Below are 14,110 nucleotides of genomic sequence, written 5' to 3' on the forward strand. Positions count from 1 at the left end.
TCAGCGGTTCTCCCGGGTGTGCCACAGTCGCAATACGTAGATGATCGAATCCCGGATCTCGTAACGTATTTCGTACTCCCCGACCAATATCCTGCGTACCTCGCGCGGTTCGAACTGAAATAGCTGCTCGCCAATGCGGGAGTTGGTCGGCAAAACACTTGAAGCCTTGACCAGCGCTTGCACAGCCCGTACGGCCGCGGGCCTATTCACCGCCGCCAGGAATTCATGCAAGCGCGCCAGATCGGAAAGCGCCTTGCTGGTCCACTTCATTTCCATCATCGCGGCAGCGGCAATGGCTGGTCAGAGCCCAGGCTCTCCGCCCAGGCTTGCACGGCTTGGTCATCCACAATCCGACCAGCATCCACGTCAGCAAGCGCTTGCTCGGTGAGCTTGTCACGTTCCTCCTCTTGGGCAATCCAAGCGGACAGTGCCTGCTTCACGATCCAGCCGCGAGATCGGTCCAGGCGCACAGCCATCTGATCGACCTTCTCGGCCAACGGAAGCGGCACATGTGCGGTCAGCACCTTGGTTGCGGGACTCATCTTGTATCTCCAGAGGGGTACTGTCAGCATGGGCAGCCTATTTTAATCGAAGTGATTAATTCTTAATCAAAAAAGATCATCAGATGCGGTTTGGCAGGGCAGAAGCCAGGCGTCCCCGCACAAGACAAGACGGTTTCAGACAATCGCCCGGTTCGGACGCTTGATAGCCATACGATAATAAAAATCATTCCCCGTCAATAGACAAACCATGATCCTTCGGTCACCCCGTGGCATGGTGACTTGTGCATGAGCGCCCCCGCCTATCCCTCGCCTCCCTCGCTGGAAACCCTCTACCACGATCATCACGGCTGGTTGCGGAGCTGGTTGCAACGCCGCCTGGGCAACGATTCCGATGCCGCGGATCTGGCGCACGACGCCTTCCTGCGCTTATTGGCCAAACCGGTGGGCCGCGAGTTCCACGGCTTTCTCCAGGCTCGCGCCTGGCTGCGCACCGCCGCCAGCGGCCTGTGCGTGGACCTGTGGCGTCGCCGCGAAATCGAACGCGTCTGGCTGCAAACCCTGGCCGCCCAGCCCGAGCCGCTGGCGCCGTCGCCCGAGGATCGGGCGCTTGTCGTCGAGGCCCTGCTGCAAATCGGCGCGATGCTCGGCCGCCTGTCGCAAAAGGCGGCGAGCGCCTTCATCATGGCTCAGGTGGACGGGATGCCCTATCGCGCCATCGCGGCGCAGTTGTCCGTCTCCGAACGCATGGTCAAGAAGTACATCGCCCAGGCCATGCTGCAATGCGCCTTGATCGAGGCCGGCCGGGGTGACTGATCCCGCGCCCGGCAAAGCGAAGCGCCCCCCGCGGAGCCAACGGGCCGCGGCAACCGCGCCTGCCGCGGCGCGAACCAAGCCCCGTATCCAGAGCCTGGAGCAGGCGGCGCAGTGGTACGCCAGACTGCGCGACGAGCGCGCCACCGACGCGGATCGGGTCGCCTGGCAGGCCTGGCTGCAGGCGCCGGAGCATCAGGCCGCCTGGGCCTGTATCGACAAGGTCAGCCGCAAGTTCGACCCGTTGCGCGGCTATGGCCCACCGGGCACGACAGCCGCGGTCGCCAGCGGCGAGGCGGCGCGACGCGCGGTGAATGCCCGACGCCAGGCCCTGAAAGTCATTCCCGGCGTCATGGGCCTGGGCCTGTTCGCCCTGGGTTGGCGCTACACGCCGCTGCCCGAGATGGTGGCGGCGCTGCGGGCCGACCACCACACCGGCACCGGCAAGCGGCAGCGCCTGGTGTTGACGGACGGTTCGCGCGTATGGCTCAACACCCGCAGCGCGCTGGACGTGGACTACCGGCGCCAGGAACGGCGCCTCATCGTCCTGGGCGGCGAAATCCTGGTCCAGACCGCGCAAGACAAGCTGCGGCGCCCGTTCTACGTGGATACGGTGCATGGCCGGCTGCAAGCCCTGGGCACCCGCTACTCGGTGCTCCTGGGCCGCGCATCAACGCGCGTCGACGTATTCGAGGGCTCAATGGAAATCCGCACGAACGCGGGACGGACACTGCAGGTTCACGACGGGCAAGCCGCCACGTTCGACACCCAGCAAATACGCGCCCTGGCGGGCGCCGATCCGATGCGTGAAGCCTGGGTTCACGGCGTGGTGCCGGCGGACCACATCCGCCTGGCGGACTTGCTGGCCGAACTGGGCCGCTATCGCCACGGCCATCTCGGCGTCGCCCCGGAAGTGGCGGACATTCGCGTCATGGGCGTCTTCCCGACCGACGATACGGACCGGGCGCTGACCATGCTGGAGCAGACCCTGCCCATCCGGGTACGCCGTCGCCTGCCGTGGTGGACGACGGTCGAAGGTCGCTGAACCGCCCCGAGTTGAAAGGCATCACGCCCGCGTCGGTCACCTTCCTTGATCCGCACGCATCGTACCGGCCTCGCCTCCTCAATAGGACCAAAGGCAGTTCCCCTTTTTCCGTCCAGTTCGGTTTAGTGCATAAGAGACGATGATCGGAGGAACGCGAGCCTTTCGTCCCGATCCGGCCCGCCCACGGAACGCGACGGAAAACCGTGCCTGCCATCGATGGTCGTCTCTCCATCCAAGTCACTTCCGGAGAGATCAATTGATGCCACGTCCCATTATCCGCCCGCGTGGCCCCGCGCTGCGTCCGTTGGCGCTGGCACTGAACCTAGCCATGGCGGGCTCGCTGCTCGCCTCCATGGGCGCGATGCCCGCCGCACAGGCGCAGACCGCCGCCGCGCCGGCACGCCGTTACGACATTCCCGCCGGCCCGCTCAACACGACCTTGAACCGCTACGCAGAAGAAGCAGGGATATTGTTATCCGCGCCAGGCGTCCTGACACAAGGCAGGTACGGGCCTGGCCTGTCCGGCGCGGCGACCGTCGAACAGGGCTTCGCCCGGCTGCTTCAGGGCCAAGGATTGCAGGCAGTACGCCTGGCTGATGGTAGCTATGTCTTGCATCAGTCCACGCCGGATAGCCGTGCCGTGACCTTGCCTGCTGTGCGCGTAACGGCAACGCCATCCGCGCCATCGGCAGTGCCCGAGCCCTATGCCGGCGGCCACGTGGCCCGGGGTGGCCGCCTGGGCTTGCTGGGCAACAAGGATGTCATGGAAACGCCGTTCAGCACGAGCAGCTATACCTCGCGCATGATCGAGGATTGGCAGGCCGATACGGTGGCCGAGGTGTTGCGGGCGGACGCATCGGTAAGAGAGACGTTCCCCGAATCGGGTCCGACAGAATTCTTCAATGTGCGGGGCTTCCACATGCCAAGCACGGATTTCGCCTGGAATGGCCTTTTCGGTCTGACGCCGGGCTTTCGCGTCGCCACGGAGTTCCTTGAACGGGTGGAAGTGCTAAAAGGCCCGGGCGCTCTGTTGTATGGCATGACTCCGGCCGGTTCCGTGGGCGGGGTCATCAACCTGGTGCCCAAACGCGCTGGCGACAAGCCGTTGACCCGCCTGACTACCAGGTATGCCTCGGATTCGGAGCTGGGCGCCCATTTGGACATGGGGCGACGATTCGGACAGGAGAATGAATTCGGCATCCGGGTCAATACCGCCACATCCAATGGCAACACCGCATTGGACGGCCAGAGAGAGAAGCGGGAAATGGCCGCGGTGGCGCTCGACTTTCGCGCAGAGCGGCTGCGCATCGCGCTGGATGCCTACAGCATCGATGGCAAGAAGCGCGGCGCCATGCCGCTCTTCACCACTTTCGCCAACGAACACGTTCCTGCGGCTCCCGATCCTGCGACCAACACCATGCCGGGGGCGTATTCCTCCGAGCGCAGCAAGGCGCTCATCGGCTCGCTCGAATTCGATTTCAACGAACATTGGACCGGATTCGCGGCCATCGGCACCAAGCATCAAAGCAGTTCCGGCTACATGAACAACGCGCTGGGCATGAATGCGCAAGCCTCGGGCGACTACATGGGCATGGCCAAGAATACGAGAAGCTTCTCCAACGTCAACGCCGCCAATGCCGGCATTCGCGGACGTCTGCGCACGGGCCCCGTCGGACACGAGATCACCTTCAGCGGCAATGCCATCCAACAAGCCGGCGGCGCCGTCCAAGGCCCGGTGACGATGTGGGCGTCGAACATCTACAGGCCAAGCCAACCCACGCTGACGGTCGGCCCGGCCATGGTGCCAAAATCGTCCGACTCCACCTTCAGCAGTATTGCCCTCAGCGACACGCTTTCGTTCTCGCAGGACAAGTACCTGCTGACGCTGGGCGCGCGGCAGCAGCGCGTCCGAACGAAGAACTATGCGCCGTCGGGCGCCGTGACTACCCGATATGATGAACAAGCGCTTACGCCCGCCGTTGGCTTCGTCGTCAAGCCATGGGCCCCCCCCGTCTCCATTTACGCCAACTATATCGAAGGACTCTCGCAGGGCGACAGAGTCACGGATACCACTGCCGCCAACTTTGGCGAGGTCTTCCCGCCGTACAAAAGCAAGCAGATGGAACTGGGGGCAAAGTGGGATGCAGGCAATCTACTGAATACCCTTGCCGTATTCCAGATCACTCGTCCGAGTCTCATCAAGGACAACGGCAGCAACAGATATGCGCCCGACGGAGAACAGCGCAATCGTGGCCTTGAATGGAACATCGCCGGCGCGGTGACACCGGGATTGCGCTTGCTGGGCGGAGCGACTTATCTCAAGGCGATCAACACACGGACCCGCGCCGGGCTGCTGGACGGAAGGATGGCCATGGGCGTTCCCACCTGGTTGGTCAACCTGGGCGCCGAATGGGATACCCCGTGGTTGCCCGGCCTGACGCTCCGGGCCACGGCCATCCACACAGGCCGGCAATATGCCGACAACGCCAATACGCAGAAATTGCCGGCCTGGACTCGGGTCGATCTGGGCGCCCGGTACGTCACCCGGCTGGCGGCGCACCCTGTTGCTTTCCGTGCGGGCGTGGAGAATGCCTTCAATCAGCGCTATTGGTCAGGCGCGTGGAACGGCTTTTCCTCCGTCGGCGCGCCACGCACGGTCAAGCTGGCGGTCAGCGTGGATTTCTGACTTGCGGCCCATCGCATGACGTGCGACTGCGCACTTAGGTGGCCCTTGCCCCCTACCCCGCCTCGCCATGCCGCGCCCGCCACGCCTTGAGCGCGGCGCGGTATTCGTCCATGGCTTCGTTGTAGGTGTCGTAGACGCAGGGGATACAGCCGCTGTTGCAGCATTCCTCGGGCGCGGGGGCCTCCGGCGGGACGGGCGGCGGATCGTCGTCGACGGGCGGAGTGGTGTTCGGGGTATCGGGGGTATTCGCGGGACTCATGGCCGCATGTTAGCGCCGATCGGCGCCGCCTCGTCCGCCAGCGCCCGCCATTGCTGGCGCCGGATCTCGTAGCGCAGCTTGCGCGCCTCCCCTTCGCCGGTGGTCTCGATCCAGCGCATCCCGCATTTTTCCATGACGCGCAGCGACGCGGCGTTGGCCTGTATGGCCACGGCGCTCAGCGCGTCCACCGGCAGGCGTTCGAATCCCAGCGCCAGCAGGGCGCGGGTGATTTCCGAGGCGTAGCCCCGGCCCCAACAGGTGGGCAGGAACGCGTAGGCGATCTCGACCCGCTCGATCTTGCCCGACAGCGCCAGCTTGAGGCCGGCTCGGCCGGCCAGTGCGCCGCTGTCGCGCTCGCTCAGCGCATACATGCCATAGCCATGTTCGGCCCAGTGCAGCATGTTGTGCTCGACGTAGCGCCGGCTGGCCGTGGCGTCGCGGGTGCCGCCCATGGTGGCCATCAGGGCAGCGTCGGCGTGCATCGCCGCGATGAAGGGCAGATGGGTCGACGACATGCGCTCGGCGCGCAGGCGCCGGGTGACGAAGGATTCGGGCAGCAGGGCGGACGGCATGATCTCGAAGCATGGACACACACGGTGCCTTGCATCATATCCATGCCCGCCCCTGCATGCCATCGCACTTTCGCACCGTGGACACACCCTGCTAGCCGCGCCGCAGGCCCAGGAAGCTCCAGTGCACGTCGGCGCGGTCCAGCATGTCTTCGCGCCTGACGAGATGATGCGCCGACAGCCCATGCCCGGCCGCCAGCGCGATGGTCTCCTCGGCCGATACATCGAACATGCGGCGGCCGGGCGGCACCGGACCGTGGCGCAGCGACATCAGAATCTGGCCGCCGGGCGCCAGCAGGGCCGCCAGCGCCGCCATGCCACGGGCGCGCTCGTCCGCGTCCAGGTGCATCCAGACGGCGGTCAGCATGATCACGTCGAACTCGCGCCCTTGCAGGCCTGCAAGTTCGGGCAAGGCGTCATCGACCCATTCCAGGTTGGGCAGCGCGTGGCGGCGCTGGCCCTCGCGCCGCAGCTCGGGCGTGGGTTCGGCCGCCACCACCTGGTGGCCCATGCGCGCCAGCGCGGCGGCGTCGCGGCCCGAACCGGCGCCGATGTCGGCGATGCGCGACGGCGTCGCCGGGATCAGGTGCGCCACGTCGCGGTGGACGTCGGCGAAGGCGATGCTCTCGTACTGCTCGGCCAGGGCCGCGGCGTTTTCGCCGTAACCCTGGGTGCCCGAGACCACGGCCCCGCCGCCGTCGACAGCTTGCGCGGGATCGGCGGCGCTCATTTGGCCTTGAGCGCGTCGTAGATGCGCTTGCCGACGCGGCCGTCCTGCGGCAGGTTGCGCTTTTCCTGCTCGGCGCGCACCGCGTCGCGGGTCTTGGCGCCGGGGATGCCGTCGGCGGTGCCGACGTCATAGCCGCGGGCGTTGAGCATCTCCTGCACTTCCTTGATCTGCGCGCGCGACAGGCCGGGGTCGTCCGTCGGCCAGGCCGTGGCCAGCGCCGGGCCGCCCTGCAGGCGGTTCAGCAGCAACGCCACCGCCAGCCCATAGCGGCGCGACTGGTTGTAGTGCAGGATCGCGTCGAAATTGACGGTGGCCAGGAACACCGGGCCCTTGGCGCCGGTGGGCGCGAACAGGTAGGCCTGCTGGTCGTTGCCGCTGGCCAGCTTGAGCGCGGAACCGTCGCCCTGCTTGAGGCCCGCCTGGGCCCACTGCGCGATGCTGCGGCGGTCCTGCGAGCCGACGTATTCGGCGTCGGGCGCGGGCGGAATGGCGGCGGCCACGTCGGCCGGCACGCGCACCTCCACCACCGCCGGCAGGCCGTGGGTCCATTTGGCGCGGCGCTTGCGCAGGTGGTTGGCGGTCGAGGCCAGGGCGTCGGGCAGCGAGTTGTACAGGTCGATCTTGCCGTCGCCGTCGCCGTCCGCCGCCAGCTCGTAGAACGAGGTGGGGATGAACTGCGTCATGCCGAAGGCGCCGCTCCAGGAGCCGACGAAGTTGTCGGCCGGCACCACGCCGTCGCGCAGCAGGCGCACGGAGGCGTAGGCGTTCTTTTCCCACAGTGTCTTGTTCTCGGTGCAGGCGCGGGTCAGCCAGGCATTGAGCACGTCGGTCTTGCCGACCTGGCGGCCGTAGTTGGTCTCGATGCCGAAAATGGCGACCAGCGTGGCCGGGTCCACCTGGTACTGCTGGCTGATGTCGCCCAATTGCTTGCCGTACTTGGCGAGCACCGCGCGGCCGTCGGCCACGCGTTCTTCGTCGACCGTCTTGGCGATGTAGTCCCACCAGCTTTCACGGCCCTCGGGCTGGCCCTGGGCGGATGCCACGGTGGTGGGCAGCAGCTTGGCCTTGGCGGTGTACTTGTCCCAGTCGGCCACGGTCAGGCCGTTGGCGGTGGCGCCCTTGCGCAGCTTGGCGATACACGCCTTGGTGTCGAGTTCGGTCGGGATGATGACCGTGGGCGCGGCCGGCGTGGCGGTCGCGGCGGGAACCTGGGCCGGCGCCACGGCAGGCGCCACGGCAGGCGCGGCGGCCGGGGCGGCGGCGGGAGCAGCCGCCGGGGCCGGTGCGTGCGCGTTCGTCGGCGGGGCGGCTCGCGTATCGTCGGGCGTCGCCACGGGCGTGGCGGCGGGCGCGGCGGCCGGCGTGGCCGGATCGTCGAAGCTGCGCTTTGGCGTCAGCACCGGCCCGGACGTGGCGGGCTGCGCGCCGGGACTGCGCGTGCCGGTGGCCGAAGCAGGCGACTGGGCCTGGGCCGTGCCCAGGGCGGCAACGCTCAGCGCGGCGGCCAGCACCGCGCGCGCCAGGGGATCGATTCGGGTGCGAAGCGCATTCTGTCGCATGGTTATCCTGAAAAATCGAAGTCAGCCCGGATCGTACCGCGAGCGGGCGCCGAAATCGAACCGGCGCATTGCCAAGAGAAATGGGGCGTTACCCGTGCTTCGCTAACGGCTCGCGCGCTCCGGTCCGAACCAATACTGCGACCGCACCTCATCCGACGAATACCACGGCAGCAGGCCGATGCTGTGCGACTCGCGCCGCACGCTCACCAGCAGCCCGCCCGCCTGTGGCCGCAGCAGCGCCACGGTGCGGAACACGCCCATGGATTCGTACTGGCGCCAGTCGCGCCGGGCACTGATCCAGAAACGGCCCTGGGTGCAGCCGCCGAAATGCTGGACGCCGGGCAGGGCCGCCAGCGGGCCGTCGGCCGGGCGGTCGACGCCGGCCGTGGCGTCGCGCAGGGGCAGCAGGCCCGTGAACCGGCCCCCTTGGCCGTCGTCGGCCACCACTTGCCAGCCTTGCGGCGCCGCGTTGAAGGTGACGCGGGCGGCCGGCGTGGGGCGCCAGGCGTGCTCCGCGGTATCCGGCAGGCCCGGCAGGTCCAGCGTGTAGGCCAGGAAACGGCGCAGGTCGCCAACCCCGGCGGCCGCCTCGCCCGCGCGCGGTTCGCCCGCGACGCGGTAGGTGCCGGACAGGTCCGGACATTGCGCGGGGTCCGACGGCAACACCAGCGCCGTGCCGTCCTTGAATGGCGGCCAGGCCACGCGCACCTCGTCCACGGTCGACACGCCGCAGCCGGCCAGCGTCGCCAGCGCCAGCGCCGCCATCAGCCATCTTGGCGCGGCCCTGCGCCGCCCGGATCCCCGCCTTGTCGTCATGCGCATCGCACAGCCGCCTCCCTGGCGACGAACTATACCGAAACGCCAGGGCCGCGTTGCCAAGGACCCGGCGCGGGAGAATAATCGGCGCATCGCCACTGCCCTGCCCGCCATGACGCCCTTCAAAGGAAAACTCCGCACCCGGCACCTGGAAATCGTGCTGACGGTGGCCGAGCTGGGCAATATGTCCAAGGCGGCGGCGCAGCTGCACAGCACGCAATCCGGCCTGTCGCGCGCCATCGCCGAGATCGAGGAGCTGGTGGGCGCGCGGCTGTTCGAGCGCACCGCCCGCGGCACCAGTTGCACGCCGCTGGGCGAGGCCATGTGCCGCCACGCGCGCCAGTTGCTGACCGGGTTCCGCAAGGCCGAGATCGACCTGGCGGCGCTGTCGCGCGGCGACGAGGGCAGCCTGACCGTGGGCTGTTTCTCGATGTTCGCCGGCTGGCCGGTGGCGCAGGCGGCCACGCGTTTTCGCCAGGCCTATCCGCGCATCACGCTGACGCTGGAGATCGGCACCCACGAGCGGCTGATCGACGATCTGGACGCGGGCGCGCTGGACGTGCTGATCAGCCGCTTCTCGTCCACGGTGGATCCGCGCATCTACCGCTCGGCCAACCTGCTGGACGACCCGGTGGTGCTGGTCTGCGCCCCCGATCATCCGCTGGCGGACCGCGCCGACGCCACGCTGGCCGACTGCGTGGCCTATCCGTGGATCACCGCCCTGCCCGGCAGCCGCATCCGCGGCGAACTGGAAATGGTGCTGCACCGCGAAGGCCTGCCGATTCCGGATATGATCGGCGCCCTGTCGCTGGAATTCGGCCGCGAGATGCTCACGGTCGGTCCTTACCTGTGGATGCTGCCGGGCAGCGTCGCGGCGGTGCGCGCGGCGCGCGGCGAAGTGCTGGTGCTGGCGGCCCGGCCGGCGCTGCGCAGATCGCCGCTGGCGGCCATCTGGCGCCGCGACCGTCCCAGCACCCGCCAGGCCCGCGCCTTCGCCGATACCGTGGCGCTGGCCATCAATACCCCTACTTAGGAGCGCCCATGTACGACTGGCTCAACACCTTGCCCAAGGCGGAACTGCACCTGCACCTGGAAGGCACGCTCGAACCCGAGCTGCTGTTCCGGCTGGCCCACCGCAACGGCGTGGCGCTGCCGTGGCCCGACATGGATGCCCTGCGCGCGGCCTATAACTACGGCAACCTGCAGGAATTCCTCGACCTGTACTACCGCGGCGCCGACGTGCTGCGCACCGAGCAGGACTTCTACGACCTGACCTGGGACTACCTGGTCAAATGCCACGAGCAGAACGTGGTGCACACCGAGCCCTTCTTCGATCCGCAGACCCACACCGACCGCGGCGTGCCGTTCAAGGTGGTGCTGGACGGCATCAGCCAGGCGCTGGAGGACGGCCGCAAGAAGCTCGGCATCAGCAGCGGGCTGATCCTCAGCTTCCTGCGCCACCTGCCCGAAGAACAGGCCATGCGCACGCTGGAAGAAGCGCTGCCCTACCGCGACGCTTTCATCGCCGTGGGCCTGGACAGCAGCGAAAAGGGCTTTCCGCCGCGCCTGTTCCAACGCGTCTTCGACCGCGCCCGCGCCGAGGGCCTGCCGGCCGTGGCCCATGCCGGCGAGGAAGGCCCGCCCGAATACATCTGGGAGGCGCTGGACCTGTTGAAGGTGCTGCGCATCGACCATGGCGTGCGCGCCGCCGAGGACCCGCGCCTGATGGCGCGCCTGATCGACGAACAGATCCCGCTGACCGTGTGTCCGCTGTCGAACACCCGCCTGCGCGTGTTCGAACACATGTCGCAGCACAACATCCTGTCGCTGCTGGATGCCGGCGTGAAGGTCACGGTCAACTCCGACGATCCGGCCTATTTCGGCGGCTACGTCACCGAGAATTTCCACGCGCTCTACGAGCACCTGGGCATGAGCCAGGCGCAGGCCCAGGCGCTGGCCGACAACAGCATGGATGCGCGCATCCTGAAGTAGGCCGGTCCAGTAGGCCGGTCCGAATGGGCCGGTCCGCGCCCGCGGCCCGGCCATGCGGGTTGCGCATGACCCGGTTCGAAACCGGCATGCCCGCCCGGCCCCTTTCGTCCCTACCATAGTCCCGAGCGGACGGCGGCCCTGCGCCGCCCGCCAGAGACCATGACGACAAGGGGCAAGACCACATGACTGACACCGTCCAGGCCCGGCTGCGCGCCGGCATGTTGACCGGTTTGCGCGACGGCGGCGTGTGCCGCTTCAGCGCCATTCCCTACGCCGAGCCGCCCGTCGGAGCGCTGCGCTTCGCGCCGCCCGAGCCGGCCCGCTGGCAAGGTCCGCGCGACGCCACCCGCCCGGGCAGCGTGGCGCCGCAACTGCCGTCGCGCCTGCGCGGCGCCATGGGTGACTTCGAGGCGCCGCAGGCCGAAGACTGCCTGCACCTGACGGTGTGGACGCCCGCCGCCGATGAGCGCCGCCGGCCGGTGGTGGTGTGGCTGCATGGCGGCGCCTGGCAAAGCGGTGGCGGCGCGCTCGACTGGTATGACGGCGCCGCCCTGGCGGCGCGCGGCGACCTGGTGGTGGTGGCGGTGAACTACCGGCTGGCCGCGCTGGGCTGGCTGCACGTGCCCGGCCAGACCGCCAACGTGGGACTGCTGGACCAGGAATGCGCCATCGACTGGGTGCTCGACAACATCCAGGACCTGGGCGGCGACCCCGCCCGCGTCACGCTGATGGGCCAGTCGGCCGGCGCGTCGTCGATCTGCGCCATACTGGCGCGGCGCCCGCGCTTTGGCCGCGCCATCCTGCAAAGCGCGGCGCTTGGCCGCGGCTTTCGCAGCAGCGCGCAGGCCGCGGCATTGGGGCAGGTGTTTCTGGACGCCGCCGGCGCCGGCGATCTTGAACAGGCCCGCGCCCTGCCGGTCGAGCGCCTGCTGAGCGCGCAGCGGGCGCCCCAGGTGATTGCCGCCCTCGAGGCCGAAGGCAGCCGCCGCAGCCTGTTCGGGCCGGTGCTGGACGGCCAGGTGCTGCCCGCCGACATCGCGCCCGCCTTGAAATCGGCGGCCGGCCGCGCGGACGTGCTGGTCAGCTACACCCGCGACGAAATGGCGGCCTTCCCGGACGGCGACGGCCCCGACTGCGCGCTGGCCAGCGAAGCCGTGTTCGGCGCGCCCTCGCGGCAATGGGCCGCGGATGCCGCCGCGCAGGGCCGCCAGGCCTGGCTGGCGCGCTTCGACGTGGCGCCCACGCCTCGCTTCCGGGCCTGCCATTGCATCGAGCTGCCGTTCGTCTTCGACACGCTCGCGGCCTTTGCCGCCGCGCCCATGCTGCGCGGCCTGCCGCCCACGCAGGCCGCCACGCTGGCCCGGGCGACGCAACGCGCCTGGATCGCATTCATCCGCGGCGAGGCGCCCGGCTGGGCGCCCGCGCCGCATCAGCAAGTCCTGGCCTGAAGCCGGACGCCGGGCGCAAGACCCGGCGCATCCAACACCGACAAGGGGAATACCAATGCTCAAGCAACTCGCCTTCGCGCTCGCCCTGCTGCTGCCCGCGGCCGCCGGCGCGGCCTATCCGGACAAGCCGGTCAAGATCATCGTTTCCAACCCGCCAGGCGGCCCGGTGGACGTGATGCTGCGCGTGCTCGCCAGCAAGCTGTCGACCGCCTGGGGCCAGCCGGTGGTGGTGGAGAACAAGCCGGGCGCGTCGGGCATCATCAGCACCGGCGCGCTGGTGAAGTCGGCGCCCGACGGCTACACGCTGGGCATGGTGGTGGCGTCGTCGGTGACCATCGTGCCGTTCGCGGTCGACAGCCTGCCGTTCGATCCGCAGAAAGACCTGCAGCCGGTGGCGCTGGTGGCGCGCACGCCGTTCATCTTCATCGTGCCCAGCGACAGCCCGATCAGGACCTGGCAGGATTTCGTGCGCGAGAGCAAGACGCGCAGCCTGGCGGTGGGCTCGTTCTCCATCGGCACGGCCTTCCACCTGGTGTGGGAACAGACCGCGCGGCGCGCCGGCATCAAGGCCTTGTATATCCCGTCGTCCTCGTCCGGCAAGACGCAGAACGACCTGATCGGCGGACAACTCGACGTGGGGCTGGACGCGCCTTCAAGCTCCAAAGGCCTGATCGACAGCGGCCGCCTGCGCGCGCTGGCCATCACCAGCCCGACCCGCTTCGCCGGCCTGCCCGACACGCCGACCCTGCGCGAATCGGGCATGGGCGACTATGCGCCGCAGCCGTGGATCGGCCTGATGGCGCCAGCCGGCGTGCCGGCCGAGCGCGTGGCGCGGATCCAGCAATCGGTGGCGGACATCCTCAAGGAACCCGCGATGAAGGCGCAGATGGAAACGCTGGGCATGATTCCGATCGGCGGCAGCGCGCGGGAGCTGGCCGACACCATCGCCGCCGATCGCGCCGAGATGGGGCCGTTGATCAAGGAACTGGGGATCAAGCTGCAGTAGGCGCGCCCACCAGCCGCAGGAACGGGGGGATCAGACTGGCGGCCAGCGCGTCGGCGTCGGCCGCGCCGCGCGCGATGGCGTCATCGACCGCGCCATGCATGCCGTGGTACAGCAGGATCGCGGTCAAACCCGGCTGCGTCAGCCGCCAGCAGCCGGATTGCTGGCCGGCGCGCAACATGGCCTCGGCCTGCGCCAGCACCGCCGCGCGCTCGGCGGCGCCGCGATGCGGGTGGTTGACGTCGTGGAACACGACGTCGTGCAAGGCATAGCCGTCGAAATAGGCGTGCACGCCGGCGCGCGTCCAGGCCCGCAGCCGCGCCACGCCGTCGTCCGGCGCACAGGCCGCCATGGCCGCGTCGATGCGGTCCAGGAACCCCTGCGAGAACTTGGCGCGCAGCGCCGCCAGCACATCCGCCTTGGACGAAAAGTAGTGATAGAAGGTGCCCTTGGCCACGCCGGCCCGCGCCACGATCTGGTCGATGGTGGTGGCTTCGACGCCCTGGCGCACGAACAGGTCTTCGGCGGCCGCCATCAATTCGTCCAGGCGCACCGGCGCGGGTTTGGTGCGCGGCGCGGGCTCGGCGGACGTGGGCGTCCTGGCGGCGGACTTGGCGGAAGCGGAGGCCATCGCGGGCGGGAATCCTTTCATTTTCAACGATCTCCAGTGTAGAGGACGCGCCTGGCGCG

General features: G+C 68.6%; 15 protein-coding genes. 7 read left to right on the plus strand and 8 right to left on the minus strand.

Going from position 1 to position 14,110, the window contains the following annotated elements; genetic code table 11:
- Together AT699_RS19890 and AT699_RS19895 are read right to left on the minus strand one after the other, a co-directional pair.
- Positions 1 to 270, minus strand: a complete 270-nt coding sequence (locus AT699_RS19890) for a type II toxin-antitoxin system RelE/ParE family toxin (protein WP_223203203.1) — start codon at positions 268 to 270, stop codon at positions 1 to 3.
- Positions 271 to 275: 5 nt separating this feature from the next.
- Positions 276 to 542 carry a CopG family ribbon-helix-helix protein gene (locus tag AT699_RS19895; RefSeq protein WP_024069590.1) on the minus strand — a complete coding sequence of 89 codons (267 nt, stop codon included), beginning with the start codon at positions 540 to 542 and terminating at the stop codon, positions 276 to 278.
- Positions 543 to 788: 246 nt separating this feature from the next.
- On the opposite strand from AT699_RS19895, the gene AT699_RS19900 reads away from it, so the two are divergent.
- From AT699_RS19900 to AT699_RS19910, 3 genes are all read left to right on the plus strand, one after another.
- A complete protein-coding gene (locus AT699_RS19900) occupies positions 789 to 1,316 on the plus strand; it encodes a sigma-70 family RNA polymerase sigma factor (protein ID WP_024069591.1) in 528 nt (175 codons plus the stop codon).
- Positions 1,309 to 2,358 (plus strand): FecR domain-containing protein, encoded by a 1,050-nt coding sequence (locus tag AT699_RS19905; RefSeq protein ID WP_024069592.1) that lies wholly within the window; start codon positions 1,309 to 1,311, stop codon positions 2,356 to 2,358. Before AT699_RS19900 ends, AT699_RS19905 begins: the two co-directional genes overlap by 8 nt.
- Positions 2,359 to 2,617: 259 nt before the next feature.
- On the plus strand, positions 2,618 to 5,044 hold the full coding sequence (locus tag AT699_RS19910; RefSeq protein ID WP_070543066.1) for a TonB-dependent receptor: 2,427 nt from the start codon (positions 2,618 to 2,620) through the stop codon (positions 5,042 to 5,044).
- Between the two features lie 52 nt (positions 5,045 to 5,096).
- Here the strand turns inward: AT699_RS19910 and AT699_RS19915 are convergent, their stop codons facing one another.
- From AT699_RS19915 to AT699_RS19935, 5 genes are all read right to left on the minus strand, one after another.
- Positions 5,097 to 5,303 (minus strand): oxidoreductase-like domain-containing protein, encoded by a 207-nt coding sequence (locus AT699_RS19915; RefSeq protein WP_006385007.1) that lies wholly within the window; start codon positions 5,301 to 5,303, stop codon positions 5,097 to 5,099.
- Positions 5,300 to 5,875: a GNAT family N-acetyltransferase gene (locus AT699_RS19920; protein WP_058207434.1), complete on the minus strand. Its 576-nt coding sequence runs from the start codon at positions 5,873 to 5,875 to the stop codon at positions 5,300 to 5,302. The genes AT699_RS19915 and AT699_RS19920 overlap by 4 nt, the downstream gene beginning before the upstream one ends.
- 91 nt (positions 5,876 to 5,966) lie before the next feature.
- Positions 5,967 to 6,602, minus strand: coding sequence for a class I SAM-dependent methyltransferase (locus AT699_RS19925; protein WP_049054187.1), 636 nt, complete (start codon positions 6,600 to 6,602; stop codon positions 5,967 to 5,969).
- A complete protein-coding gene (locus AT699_RS19930; protein ID WP_024069596.1) occupies positions 6,599 to 8,161 on the minus strand; it encodes a lytic murein transglycosylase in 1,563 nt (520 codons plus the stop codon). Before AT699_RS19930 ends, AT699_RS19925 begins: the two co-directional genes overlap by 4 nt.
- A 102-nt stretch (positions 8,162 to 8,263) precedes the next feature.
- Positions 8,264 to 8,926 (minus strand): hypothetical protein, encoded by a 663-nt coding sequence (locus AT699_RS19935; protein WP_024069597.1) that lies wholly within the window; start codon positions 8,924 to 8,926, stop codon positions 8,264 to 8,266.
- 163 nt (positions 8,927 to 9,089) lie between these two features.
- On the opposite strand from AT699_RS19935, the gene AT699_RS19940 reads away from it, so the two are divergent.
- The 4 genes from AT699_RS19940 to AT699_RS19955 all read left to right on the plus strand — a co-directional run bounded on the left by AT699_RS19940 (position 9,090) and on the right by AT699_RS19955 (position 13,423).
- Positions 9,090 to 10,010 carry a LysR family transcriptional regulator gene (locus tag AT699_RS19940; protein ID WP_024069598.1) on the plus strand — a complete coding sequence of 307 codons (921 nt, stop codon included), beginning with the start codon at positions 9,090 to 9,092 and terminating at the stop codon, positions 10,008 to 10,010.
- An 8-nt stretch (positions 10,011 to 10,018) separates the two neighbouring features.
- Positions 10,019 to 10,969: an adenosine deaminase gene (locus AT699_RS19945; protein ID WP_006384919.1), complete on the plus strand. Its 951-nt coding sequence runs from the start codon at positions 10,019 to 10,021 to the stop codon at positions 10,967 to 10,969.
- A gap of 182 nt (positions 10,970 to 11,151) precedes the next feature.
- Positions 11,152 to 12,417 (plus strand): carboxylesterase/lipase family protein, encoded by a 1,266-nt coding sequence (locus tag AT699_RS19950; protein WP_024069599.1) that lies wholly within the window; start codon positions 11,152 to 11,154, stop codon positions 12,415 to 12,417.
- A gap of 55 nt (positions 12,418 to 12,472) precedes the next feature.
- The gene (locus AT699_RS19955; RefSeq protein ID WP_006384921.1) at positions 12,473 to 13,423 is read left to right on the plus strand and encodes a Bug family tripartite tricarboxylate transporter substrate binding protein; all 951 of its coding nucleotides are present in this window, start codon (positions 12,473 to 12,475) and stop codon (positions 13,421 to 13,423) included.
- On the opposite strand, the gene AT699_RS19960 is transcribed toward AT699_RS19955, so the two are convergent.
- Entirely contained in the window at positions 13,410 to 14,051 is a 642-nt protein-coding gene (locus tag AT699_RS19960) for a TetR/AcrR family transcriptional regulator (RefSeq protein ID WP_049055648.1), read from the minus strand. The two genes, AT699_RS19955 and AT699_RS19960, sit on opposite strands and share 14 nt — an antisense overlap.
- Positions 14,052 to 14,110 lie beyond the last annotated feature (59 nt).

The organism is Achromobacter xylosoxidans, assembly GCF_001457475.1.
GTDB classification, from domain to species: domain Bacteria; phylum Pseudomonadota; class Gammaproteobacteria; order Burkholderiales; family Burkholderiaceae_B; genus Achromobacter; species Achromobacter xylosoxidans.